19 protein-coding genes are annotated in these 21,755 nt (G+C 72.0%); 7 read left to right on the forward strand and 12 right to left on the reverse strand.

Annotation, left to right across the window (positions count from 1 at the left end):
• Positions 1 to 26: 26 nt before the first annotated feature.
• The 5 genes from ABZ937_RS23790 to ABZ937_RS23810 are packed head-to-tail and all read right to left on the reverse strand — an operon-like array spanning position 27 to position 5,820.
• Entirely contained in the window at positions 27 to 1,328 is a 1,302-nt protein-coding gene (locus tag ABZ937_RS23790) for an NtaA/DmoA family FMN-dependent monooxygenase (RefSeq protein WP_361694973.1), read from the reverse strand.
• A complete protein-coding gene (locus ABZ937_RS23795) occupies positions 1,325 to 2,401 on the reverse strand; it encodes an LLM class flavin-dependent oxidoreductase (protein ID WP_361694975.1) in 1,077 nt (358 codons plus the stop codon). The genes ABZ937_RS23790 and ABZ937_RS23795 overlap by 4 nt, the downstream gene beginning before the upstream one ends.
• Positions 2,402 to 2,432: 31 nt before the next feature.
• Positions 2,433 to 3,194 carry an amino acid ABC transporter ATP-binding protein gene (locus ABZ937_RS23800; protein ID WP_361694977.1) on the reverse strand — a complete coding sequence of 254 codons (762 nt, stop codon included), beginning with the start codon at positions 3,192 to 3,194 and terminating at the stop codon, positions 2,433 to 2,435.
• The gene (locus tag ABZ937_RS23805; RefSeq protein WP_361694979.1) at positions 3,191 to 4,966 is read right to left on the reverse strand and encodes an FAD/NAD(P)-binding protein; all 1,776 of its coding nucleotides are present in this window, start codon (positions 4,964 to 4,966) and stop codon (positions 3,191 to 3,193) included. The genes ABZ937_RS23800 and ABZ937_RS23805 overlap by 4 nt, the downstream gene beginning before the upstream one ends.
• Positions 4,963 to 5,820, reverse strand: coding sequence for an amino acid ABC transporter permease (locus ABZ937_RS23810; protein WP_361694981.1), 858 nt, complete (start codon positions 5,818 to 5,820; stop codon positions 4,963 to 4,965). The genes ABZ937_RS23805 and ABZ937_RS23810 overlap by 4 nt, the downstream gene beginning before the upstream one ends.
• A gap of 437 nt (positions 5,821 to 6,257) precedes the next feature.
• Here ABZ937_RS23810 and ABZ937_RS23815 point away from each other — a divergent pair, with 437 nt between their 5' ends.
• Together ABZ937_RS23815 and ABZ937_RS23820 are read left to right on the forward strand one after the other, a co-directional pair.
• Positions 6,258 to 7,172 (forward strand): ABC transporter substrate-binding protein, encoded by a 915-nt coding sequence (locus ABZ937_RS23815; RefSeq protein ID WP_361694983.1) that lies wholly within the window; start codon positions 6,258 to 6,260, stop codon positions 7,170 to 7,172.
• 344 nt (positions 7,173 to 7,516) lie between these two features.
• Positions 7,517 to 7,954, forward strand: a complete 438-nt coding sequence (locus ABZ937_RS23820; protein ID WP_361694985.1) for a cell division protein SepF — start codon at positions 7,517 to 7,519, stop codon at positions 7,952 to 7,954.
• 36 nt (positions 7,955 to 7,990) lie between these two features.
• Here ABZ937_RS23820 and ABZ937_RS23825 read toward each other — a convergent pair whose 3' ends face one another.
• A complete protein-coding gene (locus tag ABZ937_RS23825; RefSeq protein WP_361694987.1) occupies positions 7,991 to 9,181 on the reverse strand; it encodes an acyl-CoA dehydrogenase family protein in 1,191 nt (396 codons plus the stop codon).
• Positions 9,182 to 9,281: 100 nt separating this feature from the next.
• Positions 9,282 to 10,907 carry an MFS transporter gene (locus tag ABZ937_RS23830; protein WP_361694988.1) on the reverse strand — a complete coding sequence of 542 codons (1,626 nt, stop codon included), beginning with the start codon at positions 10,905 to 10,907 and terminating at the stop codon, positions 9,282 to 9,284.
• Between the two features lie 260 nt (positions 10,908 to 11,167).
• On the opposite strand from ABZ937_RS23830, the gene ABZ937_RS23835 reads away from it, so the two are divergent.
• Positions 11,168 to 12,421, forward strand: coding sequence for a glycosyltransferase family 39 protein (locus tag ABZ937_RS23835; protein WP_361694990.1), 1,254 nt, complete (start codon positions 11,168 to 11,170; stop codon positions 12,419 to 12,421).
• Positions 12,422 to 12,658: 237 nt separating this feature from the next.
• A complete protein-coding gene (locus tag ABZ937_RS23840; protein WP_361694992.1) occupies positions 12,659 to 13,684 on the forward strand; it encodes a phosphatase PAP2 family protein in 1,026 nt (341 codons plus the stop codon).
• A gap of 141 nt (positions 13,685 to 13,825) precedes the next feature.
• Here the strand turns inward: ABZ937_RS23840 and ABZ937_RS23845 are convergent, their stop codons facing one another.
• The gene (locus ABZ937_RS23845) at positions 13,826 to 14,041 is read right to left on the reverse strand and encodes an I78 family peptidase inhibitor (protein ID WP_361694994.1); all 216 of its coding nucleotides are present in this window, start codon (positions 14,039 to 14,041) and stop codon (positions 13,826 to 13,828) included.
• A 415-nt stretch (positions 14,042 to 14,456) separates the two neighbouring features.
• Between ABZ937_RS23845 and ctaD the strand changes: the two genes are divergently transcribed.
• Entirely contained in the window at positions 14,457 to 16,118 is a 1,662-nt protein-coding gene (gene ctaD / locus ABZ937_RS23850) for a cytochrome c oxidase subunit I (protein ID WP_361694996.1), read from the forward strand.
• 75 nt (positions 16,119 to 16,193) lie between these two features.
• On the opposite strand, the gene ABZ937_RS23855 is transcribed toward ctaD, so the two are convergent.
• A complete protein-coding gene (locus ABZ937_RS23855; RefSeq protein WP_361694999.1) occupies positions 16,194 to 16,907 on the reverse strand; it encodes a transglycosylase family protein in 714 nt (237 codons plus the stop codon).
• 540 nt (positions 16,908 to 17,447) lie between these two features.
• Here ABZ937_RS23855 and ABZ937_RS23860 point away from each other — a divergent pair.
• Together ABZ937_RS23860 and ABZ937_RS23865 are read left to right on the forward strand one after the other, a co-directional pair.
• The gene (locus ABZ937_RS23860) at positions 17,448 to 18,242 is read left to right on the forward strand and encodes a hypothetical protein (protein ID WP_361695001.1); all 795 of its coding nucleotides are present in this window, start codon (positions 17,448 to 17,450) and stop codon (positions 18,240 to 18,242) included.
• Between the two features lie 55 nt (positions 18,243 to 18,297).
• Complete coding sequence (locus ABZ937_RS23865) at positions 18,298 to 18,693, forward strand: hypothetical protein (RefSeq protein WP_361695003.1); 396 nt, start codon at positions 18,298 to 18,300, stop codon at positions 18,691 to 18,693.
• Positions 18,694 to 18,771: 78 nt separating this feature from the next.
• Here ABZ937_RS23865 and der read toward each other — a convergent pair whose 3' ends face one another.
• From der to cmk, 3 genes are all read right to left on the reverse strand, one after another.
• Positions 18,772 to 20,265: a ribosome biogenesis GTPase Der gene (gene der / locus ABZ937_RS23870; protein WP_361695005.1), complete on the reverse strand. Its 1,494-nt coding sequence runs from the start codon at positions 20,263 to 20,265 to the stop codon at positions 18,772 to 18,774.
• Positions 20,266 to 20,344: 79 nt separating this feature from the next.
• Positions 20,345 to 20,932, reverse strand: coding sequence for a lysophospholipid acyltransferase family protein (locus ABZ937_RS23875; RefSeq protein ID WP_361695041.1), 588 nt, complete (start codon positions 20,930 to 20,932; stop codon positions 20,345 to 20,347).
• Between the two features lie 62 nt (positions 20,933 to 20,994).
• The gene (gene cmk / locus ABZ937_RS23880; RefSeq protein ID WP_361695007.1) at positions 20,995 to 21,690 is read right to left on the reverse strand and encodes a (d)CMP kinase; all 696 of its coding nucleotides are present in this window, start codon (positions 21,688 to 21,690) and stop codon (positions 20,995 to 20,997) included.
• Positions 21,691 to 21,755 lie beyond the last annotated feature (65 nt).

Raw genomic sequence — 21,755 nt, forward strand, 5'->3', positions numbered from 1 at the left:
TTCCTTTCCTCGGTGGTCATCGGTGGTCATCGGTGGTCGTCCGGGGCCGGCGCTGCCGGAGGGGGCAGCCCGAGATGGGAGCGGAGTGTGCCGCCCCGGTATTCCGTGCGGAAGGCACCGCGCTCCTGGAGCAGCGGCACCACCCGGTCCACGAACTCCTCCAGTTCGCCGGCCGGGAGCTGCGGGACGAGGACGAAGCCGTCGGCGGCCTCCTCGCCGGCGTACCGGTGCAGGTCGGCGGCGACCGTGTCGGGCGTGCCGACGAAGGACTGCCGGCCGCTCGCCTCGATCACGGTCTCCCTGATGGACAGCCCCTTCTCCCGGGCCAGCGCACGCCAGCTCTCGGCGAGCGCGCGCGTGCGGCCGTCCCGGGACGGGGGGCGGGGGGCCGTCTCGGGCAGCGGGCCGTCGGGGTCGTACCCGGAGAGGTCCGTGCCCCAGACCCGCTCCAGCGCGTACAGCGCGTACCGCGGGGTGATCCGCTGCCGTCTGATCCCGGCGGCCCGCTCCTGCGCCTCGGCCGCGGTGTCCCCGAGGACCACGGTGACCCGGGGCATGACCAGCAGGTCCCGCGGGCCGCGGCCGTGTGCCGCGAGCCGCCGTTTGACGTCGGCGTAGCGGGAGCGGGCCGCCTTCAGCGGGACGTGCCGGGCGAGGAGCACGTCGGCCGAGGCCGCGGCCAGCTCCCGGGCCCGCTCGGACTCCCCCGCCTGGATCACCACGGGCCGTCCCTGGGGCGAGCGGGGCAGCCCGAACTCGCCCGCGATGTCGAAGTGCCGGCCGCGGTACGCGAACGGCCGGGGCACCCCGTCGGGGCTCCAGGAGTCCCACAGCCGCCGGGTCACGGAGACGAGTTCGGCGGCCCGGCCGCAGGGGTCCGGATGGCCGCCGGAGCGGAAGTCCGCTCCGGCGCGGGCGTCCGCCGAGGCCGCCGGCCGCCAGCCCGCCCGGCCCGCGCTGAGCTGGTCCAGGGTGGCCAGCCTGCGGGCGAGTTCGTACGGCTCGCCGAAGACGGCGTTCACGGTGGCGGCGAGCCCCAGCCGGGCGGTGACCCCGGCGAGCGCGTTCAGCACGGCGACCGGCTCCGGGCCGCCCACCGGGTCCAGTTCGTGCAGCCGCCCCCGGTGCTCGGGCAGCGGCGGCTCCTCGTCGAGCAGCAGGAAGTCGAACAGACCGCGCTCGGCGGTGCGGGCGAGCCGCTCGAAGGAGGCGAACGCGAGCCGTGAGCCGGCGCGCGCGCCGGCCCATACGGCCGGGCCGGCCCCCGCGTCGGTGTGGTCGGCCCCCGGTGACACGGCGGCCAGATGCAGCTGCCGGCGTACGGTCATGACGTTCCCCCGGTCACGGCGTACTGGTTGGCGGGCCGGGCCAGGCCCAGGTGCTCGCGCAGGGTGCTGCCCGGATAGAAGGTGCGGAACAGAGCGCGGTGCTGGAGCAGCGCCACCGTGCCGTTGACCAGCCGCTCCAGATCGCGGCGCGGCTCGACCGGGACGAGGTGGAAGCCGTCGGTGACCCCGTCGGCGTGCCAGGCGGCCACCAGCTCCGCGAGGTCGACCGGGCCGCCCCGGTACAGCGGGCCCGGCACGGCGGGCCGCGGTCCTCCGCCCCCGTGTCCCGGCTCGGCCGCGTACTCGCCGTCGCCGAGATCCACCAGCAGGCTCACCAGGACCCGCAGCGCGTCCGGGTGCCGCCCGAACCCGCGTGCCTGCTCCCGCAGCCGGTCCCGTACGCCGGCGGCCTGGGCGGGGGTGACGGCGCGCACCAGGGCCACGTCCGCGTACCGGGCGGCGACCGTACGGGCGTGCTCGTCGGTGGCGTCGACCACGCGGACCGGGTGGCCCTGCGGCGGCCGGGGCACGGTCGACGGGCCCCGGACCGAGAAGGCGGTGCCGGTGAAGTCGACGCGGTGCAGCCGGTCCCGGTCCACGAACCGGCCGGTCGCCACGTCCCGGATCTCGGCGCCGTCCTCCCAGCTGTCCCACAACCTGGCGGCCACGTCGGCGACTTCGCCGGCCTCCCGCCACAACGTTTCCGCGGGGAATGGGGGTCCCCCCGCGCGAGCGGAGCCGAACAGCCGGGCCTCCCCCTCGCCGGTGGACACGTCGATCCGCCAGCCGGCCCGCCCCTGGCTGACCCAGTCCAGGGTGGCCACGGCGGCCTGCACCTGGAAGGGCTCGGTGTGGGTGGTGGTGACCGTCGGCACCAGCCCGATCCGCCGGGTCGCGGGCGCCACCCGGCACAGCACACCGAGCGCGTCGGGCCCGGGCCGGGAGAAGGAGTCGTCCAGCGTCACGAAGTCCAGCCCGCCCCGCTCGGCGAGCCGGGCCAGCTCCACGTACGAGCCGGCGTCGAGCGAGCCCGGCTGGTCCAGAGCTGTGGCGAGATGCAGCAGAGACCTCATCCGCATCGCTCCCGCACCACGCCCCCCACCCTCACAGCACCTTCGCCAGGAACGCCCGGGTCCGCTCCTCGCGCGGAGCGCCGAGCACCTCGTCCGGGGTCCCCTGCTCCACGATCCGCCCGTCGTCCATGAACACCACCGTGTCGGCGACCTCCCGGGCGAACGCGATCTCGTGCGTGACGACGATCATCGTCGTCCCCTGCGCCGCCAGGTCCCGGATGACGTCCAGCACTTCCCCCACCAGCTCGGGGTCGAGCGCCGACGTCGGCTCGTCGAACAGCAGCAGCTTCGGTTCCAGCGCGAGCGCCCGCGCGATGGCCACCCGCTGCTGCTGCCCGCCGGACAGCTGCCGCGGATAGGCGTCGGCCTTGTCGCCGAGCCCGACCCGCTCCAGCAGTCGGTGCGCGCGCTCCACGACCTCCTTGCGGGGCCGCTTCAGCGCGGCCACCGGTGCCTCGACGACGTTGTCCAGGACGGTGAGGTGGGGGAAGAGGTGGAAGTTCTGGAAGACGAACCCGATCCGGGTGCGCTGCCGGAGCACCTCGCGCTCGGGCAGCTCGTACAGCTTGTCCCCGGCCCGCCGGTACCCCATCAGCGCGCCGTCCACGCTGATCTCGCCGCGGTCCACCTTCTCCAGATGGTTGATGGTGCGCAGCAGCGTGGACTTGCCGGAGCCGGAGGGGCCGAGCACGACGGTGACCTCACCGGCGCGCACCTGGAGGTCGATGCCCCGGAGCACGCCGAGCGAGCCGAAGCTCTTGTGCACAGACCTGATGTCGACCATGACGCTCATCGTGCGAGTTCCTTTACTTGTGAGGCGTTCAGGGCGGTCAGCACCGCGCGGACGGTCGCGTCGTTCTGACGGAACGCGGGACCGCCGGTGCGGGGACGGGTGAAGGCGCCGGGGGTACGGATGTCGGTGTACGGGCCGAGGGCGAAGCGCCGGGGGTGCGGGCGTCCGGCGCGGTCGAGGATCCGGCCGTCGCCGGGGTCGACCCGGAGCAGCCCGTCGGGGGTCTCGGCGGCGCCGTCGGCATGCAGCGCGCGCAGCAGGCTGTCGCGGGCGCGCCCGACGGTGGGCTCGGGCAGCCGGGCCTCCACCAGCGCCCGGGCCTCGACGGAGAACCCCGGCACGGTGGGGGCGGCGGCCCGGAACACGCCGTCCTCGGCGGTGACGGTCATGCCGGCTCCGACGAACCGGAGGAGTCCGGCCCGGGACAGCGCGAGCATCTGCCGCAGCCGGGGCCCGGGCGGTCCGGACGCCAGGTAGCTGAAGAAGCCGTGCCACCAGGACCCGATGTTCCCGAGCCGCGCCAGCTGCCCGTAGACGGAGAGCAGCCCGAGGAAGACGCCCAGGTCGGCGCTGTGCGCGGGGTCGTGACGGCGGCTCAGGTCGGCCTCGATGTAGCGTCTTAGCCCGTCCTGGAAGTCGTCGTGCGAGGCGTACCGCACTCCGTCCAGCGGGTGGTCGAGCGCGGTGAGGTCGAGCCGGTCGGCCGGGTCCGGTACGGCGGCAAAGACCAGCGCCCGCCTCTCGGCGCCGTCGCCGGCCGCCGCGTACTTCTCCTCGAAGTCGGTCCAGGCCATCGCCGTGCGGCCGGGGTGGGCGGTGAACAGCCGGTGGTAGTGGGCGAAGCCCAGCTCCTTCTCGACCAGGGGCCACACATCGCGCCGGAAGTCGAAGCCCCCGGGCCGGGCGAGCAGCGCGTCCACCTCGGCGGGGCCCAGGAAGCGGGGCAGCGGGGGCCGGTCGCCGGTCCAGTCGTAGCCGATCTTCGAGTGGTAGGGCACTCCGCGCCGCGAGCCGACGTACAGCACCGGCTCCCGCCCCGAGGGGATGTACACCTCCCCGTCGCGGCCTCCCGTCTCGTACCGGCCGCCGCGGCCCTCGGTGAGCAGCACCATCAGGTCGACGAAGGCCAGCCCGAAGCCGCGGACGAGGACGGGTTCGCCGGGCTTCAGCGCGGAGAGGTCGCTGTCGGCGGTGAAGTCGGGCGGCAGGTGCGTGAGGCCGTGCTCGCGGGCGTACGCCGCCAGCTCGGCCTGTTCGCTGCCGAGTTCGGAGTCCAGGTGGCCCACGGCGAGGATCACCAGGTCGGCCGGGAGCGGGCGCGGACGGTCCTCCAGCCACACCTGCTGGCGGCCCTCGCGCGGCCCGCCGATCCGCAGGGCGCGTCGCGGGTGGTGGTGGACGGTGATGTGCGGGGGCAGCTCGGCCAGGGCGCGGTCGTACACCCAGCGCAGATAGCGGCCCTGGAGCCGGCGGTCGGCGAAGGTGCGGCCGTCCAGCCCGGCCCACTCGTGCAGGGTGGGGCCCTCGCGCACCGGGCCGGCCATGGCCACCGTGTCGTCGGTGAACATGGTGATGTCCTCGGCGTGCGAGTTCATCCACAGCAGCGGGGACTGTGCCTGCCGCCAGATGCGTCCGCCGCCCGGCGGGTGGGGGTCGACCAGGTGGATGTCGAGGCCCGGACCGGTGTACAGCTCGGGCGCGTTGGCGGCGATGCGTTCGAGGACGCCGGTCCCCCGCGGCCCGGCTCCCACGATCACCAGTTGGTGTCTCATCGGGCGTTCTCCGTGCCGCGGGCGTAGTGCTTCTCGACGTAGTACTGGCCGATGCCGAGCAGCGAGGTGATCACGGCGTACCAGAGGGTGGCGACCATGAGCAGCGGGATCACCTGGTAGGTGCGGTGGTAGATCAACTGGGCGGAGAACAGCAGGTCGTTGACGGCGATGACGCTGACGATGGAGGTGCCCTTGAGGGTGCCGATGAGCATGTTGCCGGCGGGCGGCACGATGGCGCGCATGGCCTGTGGCAGCACGATCCGCCGCCAGCGCCGCCACCGGCTCAGGCCGAGGGCCTGGGCGGCCTCGATCTGGCCGCGGTCGACGGAGAGGACGCCGCCGCGGACGACCTCGGCGGCGTAGGCGGCCTCGTGCAGGGTGAGGCCGACGACGGCGACGGCGACCGGGGTGAGCAGGTTGACGGTCTTCACGCCGAACACCTGCGGGTACAGCGCCCCGATGTTGAACCACAGCAGCAGCTGCACCAGGATCGGGATGGACCGGAACAGCCACACGTACCCCCAGCCGACCGCCCGCAGCACGGGGTTGGCGGAGAGCCGGAACACGGCGAGCAGGGTGCCGAGGGCGAAGCCGAGGACCATCACCACCGAGGTCAGCCACAGCGTGAGCCACAGTCCGCGCAGGACGGAGTCGGAGGTGAACCAGTCGGCGACGACGTCCCACTGGAACGCCTCGTTGCGCAGGACGGAGTTGACGGCGAGCCCGAGCAGCGCGAGGACGACGACGGCTGCCGCCCACTGGCCGTACCGGCGCTGCGGGACGATCCGCGGGACGTCCGCGGGCTCGGGTGTCTCCGCGGCGGTGGGGATTTTGGCGAGGGTGTCGGATGACATGCGAAGGCTCCGTGACGTGAAAGTCGTCAGAACGGGGTGGTGCCTTCACACGGGGCGCGCCGCGCGGCGCGGATACGGCCGAGCCCCTCAGCAGGGCCGCACATCGAGAGTACGTGGGCGTTTCGGTCCGCTGTCAAGGCTGTCCAGACTGTGAGCCGTACATCTCAAGTCAGTTGACGCGGAACCGTATGCCTGTTCCACTTGGCCCATGCATCCACAGCAGTGGCTGGTCACCCGCTCCCACATCGACTTCGGTCGCGTGTGGTCCTCTTCCTGTTGAGCTGACCCCCTGCGCACGCCTGCCCCCGGGGCGGGCGTACTCGCGTTCTCTTGCTGCTCTCCGCCTTCACACGCGCACCCCTCCCCTCGCGTTTCCGCACACCCTTCCGCCGTCAGGAGACCGCTCCCCGATGCGTACGCCCTTGTATCGATATGTCATGCCTTTTGCCGCCATCACCTCGGCCGCTCTGCTGCTCACCGCCTGCGGCTCGGGTGACCCGGACGGTACGGACGCCTCCGGAGTGGCCGCGAAGAACGCCGAGGTGCCCACGACGGATGTCGTCTCGGCCGTGCGGAAGGACGACGCCGCGGCGAGGCTGCTGCCCGCCGGCACCACGAGCCTCACGGTCGCGGTCAGCGTCGGCGGCACCCCGCCCGGCACCACCTACCTCGCCGACGGCAAGACGCTGACCGGCCAGGACGTCGACTTCACCAAGGCGGTCGCCCGGGTGCTCGGCATCCGGCTGAAGGTGGAGCAGGCGAGTTTCGAGGCGATCCTGCCCGCCCTGGACAGCGGCAAGTACGACTTCGGCGCGAGCAACTTCGGCGTCACCGACGAGCGCCGCAAGACCATCGACTTCGTCACCTACATCAACGACGGCCAGGGCTTCGCCACCCGCGAGGACAGCAAGCTCTCGAAGGTCACCGACCTGAAGCAGCTGTGCGGCCTGAACGTCGCGACCAGCGCCGGCACGACGTTCGAGGCCACGCTGGAGCAGAGCAAGCACGTGTGCACCGACGCGGGCAAGAAGGCGTACCAGGTGCAGACGTACGCCGAGTCGAGCGCGGTCTGGTCCTCGCTCCAGCAGGGCCGCAGCGACATCGTGATGTCCACGATCAACGGGCTGCGCTACGCCGTCGCGCACCAGAAGGGCCTGAAGTTCCTCAACGAATACCACCGCCTTGACGTCGGCTTCGCCTTCAAGAAGGGCACCGATCTGGCCCCGGCCTTCCAGGCGGCGGTGAACAAGCTCCATTCCGACGGCACCTACGACAGGATCCTCAAGAAGTGGGGTACGACGGGCTCGGCGATCGGGAAGTCCCGGATCTCCCCGCCGGAGCTGAAGAATTAGGGCGCCGTCCGGCCTGATCCTCCGTCAGACCCTGTTCCCCCCGGACTCGGTGGGAGCGGGGTCTGACGCGTCTTCACACGGCATACTCGGGACCGTGACCGACGTCGGCGTTCACCCGTACGCTCCGCGCCTCACCCATCTGCCGCGTACAATCATATTTCACTCTCAGTCAGCAGCCGTATGTGTCTCGCCCCTTGGGGTACAAGGGCTCTCGACGGATCGACTGTGCACCAGTACCGTCACAAACCCCCCGCGCGGCGTCTATCCACTTGGCGCGCCGTCCGCATCATGGATGACCATAGGGATGCGGAAAGCAAGAAAGACCGCTGTGAGAGGAGGCGTCCATGGGATCGGTACGCAAGGCGAGTGCGTGGCTCGGCCTCGTCGACGACAACGATGACGAGCGCTACTACGACGACGACTACTCCGAGGGCACCGAGTCCGGCGCCGCCTGGGTCACCGACCCGCGCGTGAAGGTCGCCACGGACACGGCCGAGGAGAAGGGCCGCCGGATCGGCACGGTCACCCCGGACAGCTTCCGGGACGCCCGCGCCATCGGCGAACTGTTCCGGGACGGCGTCCCGGTCATCATGAACCTCACCAACATGGAGCCGGGTGACGCCAAGCGGGTCGTGGACTTCGCGGCGGGGCTCATCTTCGGACTGCGCGGCTCCATCGACCGGGTGTCCAACCGCGTGTTCCTGCTCACCCCGGCCGACACGGAGATCATCAGCGGCGAGGCGTCCGCGCACCGCTCGGACGGCTTCTTCAACCAGAGCTGAGGCAGGGCCGCCCACCGGCCCTGCCTCCGCCCGGGCTCACCGGAACGCGTCGAGCCCGGTGAGTGCCTTGCCCAGCACGAGCTGGTGCATCTCGACGGTGCCCTCGTAGGTGAGCACCGATTCCAGGTTGGTCGCGTGCCGCATCACCGGGTACTCCAGGGAGATCCCGTTGGCACCGAGGATCGTCCGCGCCGTACGGCAGATCTCGATGGCCTCGCGGACGTTGTTGAGCTTGCCGAAGCTGACCTGCTCGGGGCGCAGGCGGCCGGCGTCCATCCGCCGCCCCAGATGGTGGGCGAGCAGGATCCCCTTGTGCAGTTCCACCGCCATGTCGGCGAGCTTGGCCTGGGTGAGCTGGAAGCCGCCGATGGGCCGCCCGAACTGCTCCCGCGTCTTCGCGTACTCGACGGCCGTCTCGAAGCTGCTGCGCGCCGCGCCCATCGCGCCCCAGACGATGCCGTAGCGAGCGTGCGAGAGACAGCTGAGCGGTCCGCGCAGCCCGGTGACGTCGGGGAGGACGGCGGTGCCGGGCAGCCGTACGTCGTCCAGGACGAGTTCGCTGGTCACCGAGGCGCGCAGGGACCACTTGTGCTTGATCTCGGGCGCCGAGAAGCCGGAACTGCCGGTCGGGACGACGAAGCCGCGGATGCCCTCCTCGGTCTGCGCCCAGACGACGGCCACCCCGGCGACCGACCCGTTGGTGATCCACATCTTGCGGCCGTTCAGCACCCAGTCGTCGCCGTCGCGCTTGGCGTGGGTGCGCATGGAGGCGGGGTCGGAGCCGTGGTCGGGCTCGGTCAGCCCGAAGCAGCCGATCACCTCGCCGGCCGCCATGCGCGGCAGCCACTCCTGCTTCTGCTCCTCGCTGCCGAACCGGTGGATGGCGTACATCGCGAGGGAGCCCTGCACGGAGACCAGCGACCGGATGCCCGAGTCGGCCGCCTCCAGCTCCAGGCAGGCCAGGCCGTACTGCACGGCCGTCGCGCCCGTGCAGCCGTACCCGGTGAGGGACATGCCGAGGGCGCCGAGGGAACCGAGTTCGCGGGCGAGGTCGCGGATCCCGGGCAGCTCGCCCTTCTCGTACCAGTCGGCGACGTACGGCAGGACGCGGTCGGCCGCCCAGGCGCGGACGGTGTCCCGGACGGCCAGGTCCTCCGGCTCCAGCAGATCGTCGATGCCGAGCGGGTCGGCGGCATCGAACGGCGGCAGCTTCGCGGACGCGGACATGGAACACCCTCCAGGACACGGGACAGCGACAAAACTAGCAGTGCTAATCGCGATTCTGCGGCCGACGTTACGGCGCGGTGTCCCGGACGTCCAGAGGAGGTCAGGCGGTGACCCGCGACGTCCCGGCCGCCGCCCCCGCCTCGCGCGGCGCCGGCAGCGCGGGCTCGGCCCCGGCCGGCTCCTCGCCGCACTGCATGATCCACGGCAGCCGCAGCGCCATCACCGCGCCCAGCAGCAACAGACCCGCGCTCACCAGCAGGGTCACATGCAGCCCGTGCACGAAGGAGTCCCGCGCCGCCCGGCGCAGCGCGGCCCCGGCGGTTCCGCCGAGCCTGTCTGCGGCCTCGTAGGCCTCGCCGAGCGAATGGCCCGCCGCGTCCGACGCGCGCTGCGGCACGCCCGGCACCGAGCGCAGCCCCGGCGCGTAGGCCGCGTTCATCACGCTGCCCAGCAGGGCGATGCCGATCCCGGCACCGAGCTGGTACGACGTCTCGCCGATCGCCGCCGCGCCGCCGGCCTGGTCGGCCGGGGCCTCGCTGAGCATCGACTCGTACGCGCCGAAGAGCGTGGTCTCCAGGCCGAAGCCGAGCAGCACGAAGCCGGCCAGCAGCAGCGCGGGGTTGTCCGTGCCGCCCATCGCCGTCAGGGTCAGCACCGCGGCGGCCGTCAGGCAGAAGCCGAAGCACACCATCCGGCGCGGACCGAAGCGGCGCAGCATCCGGGCGCCCGCCAGGCCCGCCGCCATGGCCGCGACGGTCAGCGGCAGCAGCCTGAGGCCGGTCTGCAGCGGGGACAGGCCGAGCACCAGCTGGAGGTACTGGGCGGCGATCAGCTCCAGGCCGACCAGCGCGAGCATGGCCAGCACGATGCAGCCCACCGAGGTGCTGAACGCGGGCCGGCGGAACATCCGCAGGTCCACCAGCGGATGCGGGAGCCGCCGCTGGCGCCGAACGAAGAGGAGAAGGAGGGCCGCGCCGAGCAGCAGCGGCAGCACGGTGACGGGGCTCCCCGCGCCTTCCCCGCCGCCGAGCCGCTTCACGCCGAGGACGGCACCGAAGAGCCCGGCCGCCGCCATCAGCGCGCCGGTCACGTCCCAGGGGCCGCCCCGTTCACCGCGGGACTCGGGCAGCAGGATCCGGCCCACCGGGAGGCTGACCAGCATGAGCGGGATGTTGACCAGGAAGACGGCGCCCCACCAGAAGTGCTCCAGCAGGAAGCCGCCGAGCAGCGGGCCGACCGCCGCGCCGACCGCGGCGACCGCGCTCCATATGCCGATGGCGAGGGCGCGCTCGCGCCGGTCGGGGAAGACCTGGCGGAGGATCGACAGGGTCGCGGGCATGATCATCGCGCCGCCGACGCCGAGCAGCGCGCGGGCGAGGATGAGCGTCTCGGCGGTCCGCGCGAACGCGGCCAGGGCGGAGGCGACACCGAAGAGGCCGTAGCCGAGCAGCAGGACGCGTCTGCGGCCGACGCGGTCGCCGAGGGTGCCGAAGAGGATCAGCAGCGAGGCGCAGACCAGCGGGTAGACGTCGACGATCCAGAGCAGTTCTATCGCGCCGGGTTTGAGGTCCTCGGTGACGGCGGGAACCGCCACGTGCAGCACGGTGGCGTCGAGGGCGACGAGCAGCAGGCTGACACAGAGGACGACGAGGACGACCCAGCGATCGGTACCGGCCCCGGCCGCCCGACGGCGCGGCCGTACGGCAGCCGTGGTCGTCCCGGACATGTACGTACCTCCCAGATGTTCCCTCGCGTGGGGCGGACCGACGGGGTGGGGACTCCCTGTCGTACGGCCGGAGAGGAGCGGTGTCTCCGGCCCGCGCGAACCCTCGCGGGTGACTCGTCAGCGTACGCGAGTCCGCCGCGGGGGCACGTGGCGGACCTCTCACACGCACGACGGAACCCGTGTGGCGTACACCACGCCGTCCCCTCTTGACCACGACCCGGCGACCGGTCCGGTTCCCCGTGCGGTCGATAATCGAGTCCGTGACCGATCTTGAAACGCGCGTGGCCCCGTCCCACGCCCCTCTCTGGCGCCGCGCCGTCCCGGCGCTGCTGGGCTATGCGGCGGTCCGCGCCCTGGGGCTGACCGTGCTGGCGATCTGGAGCGCCGCGCGCGGCAAGAGCGCGTACACCCTGCTGACCGCGCGCTGGGACTCGCTCTGGTACACGCGGGTCGCCGAGCTGGGCTACGGCTACGAGGTGCGGCTGCCGAACGGGGACGTCCACTCCAACCTGGCGTTCTTCCCGCTGCTGCCGTGGCTGGAGCGGCTGCTGCACGCCATCGCCCCGCTGTCCTACGCGGACGCCGGCTTCCTGGTGAGCCTGCTCGCGTCACTCGCCGCCGCGGCCGGGATCTTCGCGGTCGCGGAGCGGGTGTACGGACCCCGGGTGGGGTTCTTCGCCGTGCTGCTGTGGGCGGTGCTGCCGGTCGGGATCGTGCAGTCGATGGCGTACAGCGAGTCGCTGTTCACGGCACTGGCGGCCTGGTCCCTGTACGCGCTGCTGACCGGGCGCTGGGTGAGCGCGGGCGTGCTGGCGGCGCTGGCGGGGCTGACCCGGCCGGTGGGGGCGGCGGTGGTCGCGGCGGTGTGGGTGGCGGGCGTGATCTCGTTCGTGCGAGAGCGCGGCGCGGAGCGCACGCCGGGCGCGCACCACGAGGAACACACCCCCGGCGCACTCCCTACGCCGCATGCCCCCGCACCACCCGCCCCGCATGCCCCGTATGCCCCGTATGCCCCCGCTTGGCGTCGCGTGCTCGGCATGCTCCTCGCGCCGGCCGGCGCCGCCGGGTATGTCCTCTGGGTCGGCCACCGCACCGGCAAGGGCCCGCTCGGGTACCTCGACGTCCAGGCCGGATGGCGCAACGGTTTCGACGGCGGTTACGCCTTCGCGCGCTTTGTGGGCGACAAGTTCACGTCATTTCCGTCCGCCCTCGCCGGCCTCGGGCTGATCGCCGGTGTCGCCCTGCTGATCTGGCTGTACGTCACGGGTGTCCGCGGCCGTCAGCCGGTGGAACTACTGGTGTACACGGGTGTCGTACTCGCCCTCGCCCTGTGCGCGTCGAGCTACTTCGGCTCCAAGCCGCGGCTGCTGATGCCCGCCTTCCCGGTGCTGCTGCCGCTCGCCTGCGCCCTGGCCCGGCCGCGCACCTCCCGATCGGCCCTGGTCACGGCCGGACTGGCGGTCGCGGCGGCGGTCTACGGGGCGTTCTGGCTGAACGGCTCCGGTCCGCCATGATCGACTGGGCCATCCGATGACACCCCGGAGAATTCCGCGCCAGGACCGGGTTAACGCATTCATAAGCGCCATATAAACAACACCCGGCATGATCAAAGGAATTGACCTGATCGGCCTCACCGGATTGCGGAATCCCAGGAATTAGGGCCGCTCTTGAGAGGTTTCCCACATCACATCGTCATCACAAAGCCGCTGTTTCGACCGGGAACACAGCTCACTCGCTGTAACGTCGATTGGGTGCGTACCGAACGAAACCTCACCCGGAGTCTGGACCGGGTGTTCGCCAGACTGGACCGTGAGCCGGAACGACCGGCCCACATCGATGTGCCGAGGATGAGCCGGCACCGGGTCGTTCTGTTCTCCGCGACCCTGGCTTTCTACCTCGCGATCGTGTGGGCCGTGGTGACGGCCTCGTGGCTGGTCCGGCTCGACTGGCAGGTCATGTTCTTCCGGCCGTACCAGCAGTGGCCGGAGATCCACGCCTTCCTCGACTACTACGTGGTGCTCGGCCAGCGCGGCCCCACCGCCGTGATGGTCGCGGCCTGGCTCGGCTGGCGGTCCTGGCGGCAGCACACCCTCCGCCCGCTGCTGACCCTGGCCACCTCGCTGCTGCTGCTGAACGTCACGGTCGGCGCCGCCAAGCTCGGCATGGGGCGGCTCGGTCCGCACTACGCGACCGTGATCGGCTCGAACGAGATGGGTCTCGGCGGCGATATATTCCCCAGCGGCCACACCGCCAACGCGGTCGTGACCTGGGGCATCCTGGCGTATCTGGCCTCCACCCCGAGAGCACGCCGCTGGCTGTCCGCGCTCTCCGCGATCACCTCGCTCGGCGTCGGCCTCACCACCGTCTACCTCGGTACGCACTGGCTGAGCGACGTGCTGCTGGGCTGGGCCGCGGGCCTGCTGATCCTGCTCGCGCTGCCCTGGTTCGAGCCGCTGATCGCCAGGACCGAGAGCGCGCTCTTCGACCTGCGCGACCGCTGGCGCGCCCGTGGCAGCCGGCCCGCGCCCGAACCGGCCGTCCCGGTCGCGCCGGTGCCGCTCACACCGCGCGGCACGGCGGCGGAGCAGCCGGCGCCGGCCCGCGAGCCGGTCACCTCGACCCGGGCCTCCCGGGGTCCGGGGCACCGGGCACCCGGACCGCACACGGCCCGTTCGGAACGCACCCCGGTCACCCCGGCGGGCAGCCGGCGCCCGCCGCACGCCGACCGGCTCCCGCGCGGCACGTCCCAGCCGGCCCGCCCCCTGACGGGCGGCTGACGGCGGGAAACGGCGACGGGGTCCGGTACGCACCACCACCCCCGCGCCACGGCGAAGGCCCCGCTCCCGAAGAGGAGCGGGGCCTTCGCCGTACGCGCGCCCGGACCGCGGGGGCGGACCCGGCGGCGGGCCCGGCGGTGGTCAGCCCTTCCAGGCGCGGACCACCCGGCCGTCCCGCACCTCGAAGTTCAGCCGTCCGGCCCGGTACTCCATCGTGATGACCGTGCCCGGCGGCAGGGACCGCACCGTCGACCAGCCGCGTCGCCGCGCGAGCCGCTCGGCGTGCTCGGCGTCGAGGCCGACGTACCCGTCCGGGCTGTCCTGGGGCTCCGCTGGCGGAGTGGGAATCGGTGCCATGCCGCCACGCTAGTCGGGCATGGCCGGGTAGGAGAAGCGTCCGACCCCCGTCACACTTCTGTCACAGCTTCCGGGCCCGTGTTCCGCCCGAACTCCGTCACACGTACGGGGGTTTCCGTACCGCTTACCGGGGTAATCGAACAGAATTCACGTGTGCCGCAGTTCCGCTCCGAATTCCCCGCGGAAAGTGCCGCAGCGGCGACCGGGGGCGCGCCCGGGGCCCGATTCCCCGCGCAATCCGGCGCGGTGCCGGGGCAGCTGACACCGCATAGGAATTTCACGGATTCCGCACACAACAGCCGGACGCCTCCTGCCGGAGCGCGCGGACCGGCGAGCATCATGAGGCAGCTCGCGGGTACGCGTGCCACGGGCTTCGGCGGGCCCGGGCAGGGCGATACGGAGGGGCGGGCGAGCGATGGGGACCGACACCGTACGGGCCACGGCACGACCGGCCCGGCCCGGCCGGGCCGGCCGGCTGGTGGTGGACTGGCTCACCACCACCGACCACAAGAAGATCGGCCATCTGTACCTGATCACGGCATTCGGATTCTTCCTGGCCGGCGGGGTCATGGCGCTGCTGATGCGCGCGGAACTCGCCCGGCCGGGACTTCAGCTGATGGACAACAACCAGTTCAACCAGTTGTTCACGCTGCACGGCACGATCATGCTGCTGCTGTTCGCGACCCCGAGCTTCGCGGGCTTCGCCAATGAGCTGATGCCGTTGCAGATCGGCGCCCCGGACGTGGCGTTCCCGCGGCTGAACATGCTCTCGTACTGGCTGTTCGCGTTCGGCGGTCTGATCGTGCTGGGCTCGCTGCTGCTGCCGGACGGGCCGGCCGCGTTCGGCTGGTTCGCCTACGCGCCGCTCAACGACACCGCGCACTCCCCCGGCGTCGGCCCCGACCTGTGGATCATGGGCCTGGCGCTGTCCGGCTTCGGCACGATCCTCGGCGCGGTCAACTTCATCACCACCATCATCGGGATGCGCGCGCCCGGCATGACGATGTTCCGGATGCCGGTCTTCACCTGGAACACGCTGTTCACGTCGATCCTGATCCTGCTGGCCTTCCCGGTGCTGGCGGCGGCGCTGCTGGTACTGGAGGCGGACCGGCGGTTCGGCTCGCAGGTGTTCGAGGCGGCGAACGGCGGGGCGCTGCTGTGGCAGCACCTGTTCTGGTTCTTCGGGCACCCCGAGGTCTACATCATCGCGCTGCCGTTCTTCGGGATCATCACGGAGATCATCCCGGTGTTCAGCCGCAAGCCGGTCTTCGGCTATCTGACGCTGGTCGGTGCCACGATGGCGATCACCGGGCTGTCGATCGTGGTGTGGGCGCACCACATGTTCGCCACCGGCGCGGTGCTGCTGCCGTTCTTCTCCTTCATGTCCTTCCTGATCGCGGTGCCGACGGGCGTGAAGTTCTTCAACTGGACCGGCACGATGATCAAGGGCTCGCTGTCCTTCGAGACGCCGATGCTGTGGGCGACGGGCTTCCTGGTGACGTTCCTGCTCGGCGGCCTGACCGGGGTGATCCTGGCGTCCCCGCCGCTGGACTTCCACGTCACGGACTCGTACTTCGTCGTCGCCCACTTCCACTACGTGGTCTTCGGCACGGTCGTCTTCGCGGTCTTCGGCGGCTTCTTCTTCTGGTGGCCCAAGTTCACCGGGAAGATGCTGGACGAGCGGCTCGGGAAGATCCAGTTCTGGACCCTGTTCACCGGCTTCCACACGACGTTCCTGGTGCAGCACTGGCTGGGCGCGGAAGGCATGCCCCGCCGGTACGCCGACTATCTGGCGGCCGACGGCTTCACCACGCTCAACACCGTCTCGTCGGTCGGCTCCTTCCTGCTGGGCCTGTCCACGCTGCCGTTCCTCTACAACGTCTGGAAGACCGCCCGATACGGCGAGAAGGTCGAGACCGACGACCCCTGGGGCTACGGCCGCTCCCTGGAGTGGGCGACCTCCTGCCCGCCGCCCCGGCACAACTTCGTCACCCTCCCCCGGATCCGCTCCGAGTCCCCGGCGTTCGACCTGCACCACCCGGAGTACAGGGCCCGGGCGCCGCGGCCCGAGCCGTAGAGGCGGGCTGCCGGGGACGCGGAGAGCCGCCGTCCTCGTCGGGACGGCGGCTGTCCGCCACGTCAGGTCCGGCGCTCAGAGCGCGAGGCGCTGGCCGGGCACGATCAGGTCGGGGTCGTCGCCGATGACGGCCTTGTTGGCGGCGTAGATCCGCTGCCAGGTGGTCCCGTGCCGGGCGGCGATGGTGCTCAGGGTGTCACCCGCGCGGACCGTGTAGTCACCACGGGAGGCGCCGCGGCCGGTGCCGGCCGCCGGGCGCTCCGGCGTCGTCCTCGCCGGGGCGGACCGCACGGGCGCGGACTTCACGGGTGCGGACTTCGTCGTCGCGCTGCCCTTCGAGGCCGGCGTACCCGAGGAGCCGGTGCGGTCCGCCGCCGGCGCGGCGCCATAGGCTCCGGCCCGGGCCGAGCAGACCGGCCAGGCGCCCCAGCCCTGGGCGTGCTGGACCTTGGTGGCGACGGCGATCTGCGCGCTCCTGGAGGCCTGGTCGGCCGTCGGGGCGTAGGCGGTGCCGCCGTACGCGCGCCAGGTCGAGGCGGAGAACTGCAGTCCGCCGTAGTAGCCGTTGCCGGTGTTGATGTGCCAGTTGCCGCCGCTCTCGCACTGGGCGATGCGGTCCCACACTCCGTTGTCCGCCGCGGCGGCGTTGCCGGTCGCGGCCAGCAGTCCCAGCGGGGCCAGCAGGGCGGCTCCGGCGAGTGCGGCCGTCGTACGGCCCCTGCGGGATCCGTCGGGACGGGCGCTGTCGGGACGGGCGGTGTTGCGGGTGGTATCGGCACACTCGGACATGTAGTTCCCTCTCCACGAACCCGGGCTCCCCCAAGGCGGAGCGCGCCTCGCCGCGAAGGACCGCGGTTCGTCGCGCCCGCCCCGCCCGCCGTGACCGGTGTCGGCGATCGTGCTGCCTGTGCCGGCCGGCGGACGTACCCGAGCGGTGCTCGTTGCACACGGCGGAGGAATGTAAGGAGGGCGAGCAGCCGGAATCAACCAACTCGCCGTCACTCCAGGCCAGTTGCCTGTTACCGCAGGTATCGGCGATTTCCGGCCACCCACTACATCCTTTGATTTCCTGATTTTTCGACCACTCGGTGAAGCGATCTGTGACCCACTTCACCCTTTCAAGTTCCTTGACGGGGCGGAGAGTTGACGGTGAGTGGCCGATTCCGCACGGTAGGTGACCCTGCGCGGTGGAAGGTTCGAACCGTTCGGCGTCGGGGCGTGACCCCCACCACAGGACGCCCGTTGTCTTCTTCATGAGCCCGGAAACCCGGGGCTCATCGGCCGGGAGCCACCCGGCCGACCCCAGCACGCATCCCGAGGGAGCCACCCGTGCCGCGCATGCTCGACGTCAGCGACGCCGTACGCGCCGAGATCGGCGACGAAGAAGCCGACCGGCTGCTCGCCGGAGAGAACGCCCCGGGCAGTTACGACTGCACGTCCTGTCGCACCCCGGGCGACTCCGAGCAGGAGCGCACCAGCACCGTTCTGTTCGTCGGCGACGAGACCGCCGTCCTGGCCTTCGCCCACGCCAGCTGCCTGCCCTCGCAGGTCGTCCAGGTCACGGAGGAGCAGCTGCAGGGCGCCGTCCGCTCCATCGGCGCGGCCGGCGGCGACATGGCCGGCGGCGGCGATCCGCACCGGGCCGTGCCGGAGCAGGCGGTGCTGGGCGTGACCAGCGGACTCGTCCTGGTCGACGGCGAGTTGCACCCCGCGCTCGTCGTCGAGCCGACCTCGCCGATCGTCCGCCCGGGCACCACCGGGGCCGGCGACGACTTCCTTCCGCTGCTCATCGAGCAGGGCTTCATGCCGGTGACCGAGCTGGCCTCCGTCCCGCCGGTGCTGCACGGCTGGTCCGTCCTGCTGGCCATGGGCCAGCTGCACGCGGTGCTCCAGCCGGGCGGCACCGGCGGGCAGCCGGTGGCCTGGTGGCAGGCGCATCAGCCGCTGCAGGTCACGGACAGCTGGCGGGCGGCGGCGAACAAGCACCAGCAGGTGCTGATGTTCGCGGCACCGGTGGGGTCGATCGGGCGCCAGCCCCGCGAGGACCTGCTGCGGGACGCCCTGGACAAGGCCGCGGCGGGCGGGAAGCTGGTCGCCGCCGCGCTGCCGCTCGCCGGTACGTGAGCCTGGGCGACTTGTCCGACCGCATCCCTTCAGGGTTCCGGTCGTTTGGACATACGTGCACGCATACGACACCTCTCCGCGCCGGTCGTCCTTCTCCTCCGTCCCGTCCGCCCGATCGCCCCACGATCCCTCCGGCGGACCGTCACCCACGCCGATCTACGACATGCTCTACGCGGAGTGGGTCAAGACCTTCCGCACCCTGCCGGGGGACCGCACCGGCGAGGAGGAGCTGAGGTTCTGCGCCTTCGGGGACTTCCCGGACGGCCTGGGCACGTACGGCGGCCACCGGGCGGGGTCGTTCAGCAGCTCGTACAGCGCCTACAGCGCGGGTGCCTACAGCGCCCGCCAGCAGTCGCAGTGGCAGCGGGTCGGCACACTGGGACGGCAGCAGGACACCGGGATGCAGTACGTCCCGGCCGCCCTGCCGCCGGCGCCGCGCCGTGGCGTATGACGGGCACACGAACGGCGAAGGGCGGCCCCTGGCTCTCCAGGGGCCGCCCTTCGCGTCGTACCGCCGTGGCGTCCTTCGCTACTTCTTCTTCGAGCCGCGCTTCTCGCGCACCCGCACCGAGATATGGATCGGGGTGCCCTCGAAGCCGAACTCCTCGCGCAGCCGGCGCTCGATGAAGCGCCGGTAGCCCGCCTCGATGAAGCCGGAGGCGAAGAGCACGAACCGCGGGGGCTTGGTGCCGGCCTGGGTGCCGAACAGGATGCGCGGCTGCTTGCCGCCCCGGACGGGGTGCGGGTGGGCCGAGACGAGCTCGCCGAGGAAGGCGTTCAGCCGGCCGGTGGGGACGCGTGTCTCCCAGCCCGCCAGCGCCGTCTCGATCGCCGGGACCAGCTTCTCCATGTGCCGGCCGGTGCGCGCCGAGACGTTGACCCGGGGTGCCCAGGTGACCTGGGCCAGCTCGGTCTCGATCTCCCGCTCCAGGTAGTAGCGGCGCTCCTCGTCGAGGGTGTCCCACTTGTTGTACGCGATGACCATGGCGCGGCCCGCCTCGACGGCCATGGTGATGATCCGCTGGTCCTGCACGGAGATGTTCTCGGAGGCGTCGATCAGGACGACGGCGACCTCGGCCTTCTCCACGGCGGCGGCCGTGCGCAGGGAGGCGTAGTAGTCGGCGCCCTGCTGGAGGTGGACGCGCTTGCGGATGCCGGCGGTGTCCACGAACTTCCAGGTCTTGCCGCCGAGCTCGATCATCTCGTCGACCGGGTCGCGGGTGGTGCCCGCCAGCTCGTTGACGACGACGCGCTCCTCGCCCGCGACCTGGTTCAGCAGCGAGGACTTGCCGACGTTCGGGCGGCCGATCAGGGCCACGCGGCGGGGGCCGCCGACGGCCCTGCCGAAGGACTGCTCCGGCGCGTTCGGCAGGACCTCCAGGACGGCGTCGAGCATGTCGCCGGTGCCGCGGCCGTGCAGCGCCGAGACCGGGTGGGGCTCGCCGAGGCCCAGGTTCCACAGGTAGGCCGCGTCGGCCTCGCCGCTCGGGCCGTCGACCTTGTTGGCACACAGCACGACCGGCTTGCCGGCCTTGCGCAGCAGCCGGACGACGGCCTCGTCGGTGTCGGTGGCGCCGACCTTGGCGTCGACCACGAAGACGACCGCGTCGGCCGCCTCGATCGCGTACTCGGCCTGCGCGGCCACGGAGGCGTCGATGCCGAGGACGTCCTGCTCCCAGCCGCCGGTGTCGACGACCTTGAAGCGGCGGCCGGCCCACTCGGCCTCGTAGGTGACCCGGTCGCGGGTGACGCCCGGCCGGTCCTCCACGACGGCCTCACGGCGGCCGATCATCCGGTTCACCAGGGTCGACTTGCCGACATTGGGACGGCCGACGACGGCGAGCACGGGCAGCGGACCGTGGCCCGCCGCCTCGATGGCACCCTCGACGTCCTCGATGTCGAAGCCCTCTTCCGCGGCGAGCTCCATGAACTCCGCGTACTCGGCGTCGCCGAGAGCCCCGTGGTCGTACTCGTGCGCATCCTCGTACGCGTCCGAGCCGTCGGGCTGGATCTGGTCGTTCATGAAGTCCGTACCTCGTCGTTCATCGTGGTGATCGGTGGACCGGGCCCTACCTGGACCTGATCCACTACTCAAGTGTCGCCTAGCGCCCGGTCAGGCGCCTGGCGTTTTCCAGGTGGCTGGTGAGCTGCTTCTGGATGCGCTCGGTCGCCTCGTCCAGCGCCCGGCGGGTACGCCGCCCCGTGCCGTCGCCCGCTTCGAAGGGGTCGCCGAAGACGACGTCGACGCGGGAGCGCAGCGGGGGCAGCGCCTTGACCAGCCGTCCGGGCCGGTCGGAGCTTCCCAGGACCGCCACGGGGACGATCGGCGCCCCGCTGCGGACCGCGAAGTAGGCCAGCCCGGCGCGCAGCGAGGCGAAGTCGCCCTCGCCCCGGGTGCCCTCCGGGAAGATGCCCAGCACTCCCCCGTCCGCCAGCAAGCCGAGGGCCTGGGTGATCGCGGTGCGGTCGGCGGCGGCGCGGTCCACCTTCAGCTGGCCGATGCCGGTCAGGAAGGCGTCCAGCGGGCCGACGAAGGCTTCCTTCTTTATCAGGAAGTGGGTGGGCCGGGGCGCCACGCCCATCACCATCGGCCCGTCGATGTTGTGGGAGTGGTTCACGGCGAGGATCACCGGGCCGGCGGCCGGCACCTTCCAGGCGCCGAGCACCCGTGGCCGCCACAGGCCGAACATCAGGCCGACGCCGATGCGCCGGCCGACCTCGGCGCCCCGCTCCGACGGGAGGGACGGCTGGGTCACTTCCCGGCTCGCTTCTCCTCGACCAGGGTGACGACGCACTCGATGACCTGGGCGAGAGTCAGCTCGGTGGTGTCCACCTCGACCGCGTCGCCGGCCTTGGCGAGCGGCGAGGTCGTGCGGCTGGAGTCGGCCGCGTCCCGCTTGATCAGGGCCTCGCGGGTGGCGTGCAGGTCGGCGCCCTTCAGCTCGCCGCTGCGGCGGGCCGCGCGGGCCTCCGGGGAGGCGGTGAGGAAGATCTTCAGGTCGGCGTCCGGGAGGACGGTCGTACCGATGTCGCGGCCCTCGACGACGATGCCGTTCTCGGCGCCGGAGGCCAGGGAGCGCTGCAGCTCGGTGATCCGGGTGCGCACCTCGGGCACCGCGCTGACCGCGCTGACCTTGGAGGTGACCTCCTGGGTGCGGATCGGGGCGGCCACGTCGACGCCGTCGACCGTGATGGTCGGGGCGGCCGGGTCGGTGCCGGAGACGATCTCCGGCTTGCCGGCGACGGCGGCGATGGCGGTGGGGTCCTCCAGGTCGATGCCGTTGCTCACCATCCACCAGGTGATCGCCCGGTACTGGGCACCGGTGTCCAGGTAGCTCAGGCCGAGCTGCGCGGCCACGGCCTTCGACGTGCTCGACTTGCCCGTGCCGGAGGGACCGTCGATCGCGACGATCACGGGCTTGGCGGTCGGGGCGGCGCCGTTTTCCACGGGGGGACCTTCCTGGTGAAGGGTGGTGAGCGGGGGTCCGGGACGCGAGGGCGCCCCGGACAAGG

The sequence above is a fragment of the Streptomyces sp. NPDC046727 genome (assembly GCF_040645635.1).
GTDB lineage: Bacteria > Actinomycetota > Actinomycetes > Streptomycetales > Streptomycetaceae > Streptomyces.

Excerpts from the sequence above, each read along its gene's own strand:
- ABZ937_RS23805 (WP_361694979.1), bottom strand. The coding sequence starts at position 4,966 with ATGAGACACCAACTGGTGATCGTGGGAGCCGGGCCGCGGGGGACCGGC.
- ABZ937_RS23815 (WP_361694983.1), top strand. The coding sequence starts at position 6,258 with ATGCCTTTTGCCGCCATCACCTCGGCCGCTCTGCTGCTCACCGCCTGC.
- ABZ937_RS23790 (WP_361694973.1), bottom strand. The coding sequence starts at position 1,328 with ATGACCGTACGCCGGCAGCTGCATCTGGCCGCCGTGTCACCGGGGGCC.
- der (WP_361695005.1), bottom strand. The coding sequence starts at position 20,265 with ATGAACGACCAGATCCAGCCCGACGGCTCGGACGCGTACGAGGATGCG.
- ABZ937_RS23810 (WP_361694981.1), bottom strand. The coding sequence starts at position 5,820 with ATGTCATCCGACACCCTCGCCAAAATCCCCACCGCCGCGGAGACACCC.
- ctaD (WP_361694996.1), top strand. The coding sequence starts at position 14,457 with ATGGGGACCGACACCGTACGGGCCACGGCACGACCGGCCCGGCCCGGC.
- ABZ937_RS23845 (WP_361694994.1), bottom strand. The coding sequence starts at position 14,041 with ATGGCACCGATTCCCACTCCGCCAGCGGAGCCCCAGGACAGCCCGGAC.
- ABZ937_RS23830 (WP_361694988.1), bottom strand. The coding sequence starts at position 10,907 with ATGTCCGGGACGACCACGGCTGCCGTACGGCCGCGCCGTCGGGCGGCC.
- ABZ937_RS23875 (WP_361695041.1), bottom strand. The coding sequence starts at position 20,932 with ATGTTCGGCCTGTGGCGGCCACGGGTGCTCGGCGCCTGGAAGGTGCCG.
- ABZ937_RS23800 (WP_361694977.1), bottom strand. The coding sequence starts at position 3,194 with ATGAGCGTCATGGTCGACATCAGGTCTGTGCACAAGAGCTTCGGCTCG.
- ABZ937_RS23820 (WP_361694985.1), top strand. The coding sequence starts at position 7,517 with ATGGGATCGGTACGCAAGGCGAGTGCGTGGCTCGGCCTCGTCGACGAC.
- ABZ937_RS23795 (WP_361694975.1), bottom strand. The coding sequence starts at position 2,401 with ATGAGGTCTCTGCTGCATCTCGCCACAGCTCTGGACCAGCCGGGCTCG.
- ABZ937_RS23825 (WP_361694987.1), bottom strand. The coding sequence starts at position 9,181 with ATGTCCGCGTCCGCGAAGCTGCCGCCGTTCGATGCCGCCGACCCGCTC.
- ABZ937_RS23855 (WP_361694999.1), bottom strand. The coding sequence starts at position 16,907 with ATGTCCGAGTGTGCCGATACCACCCGCAACACCGCCCGTCCCGACAGC.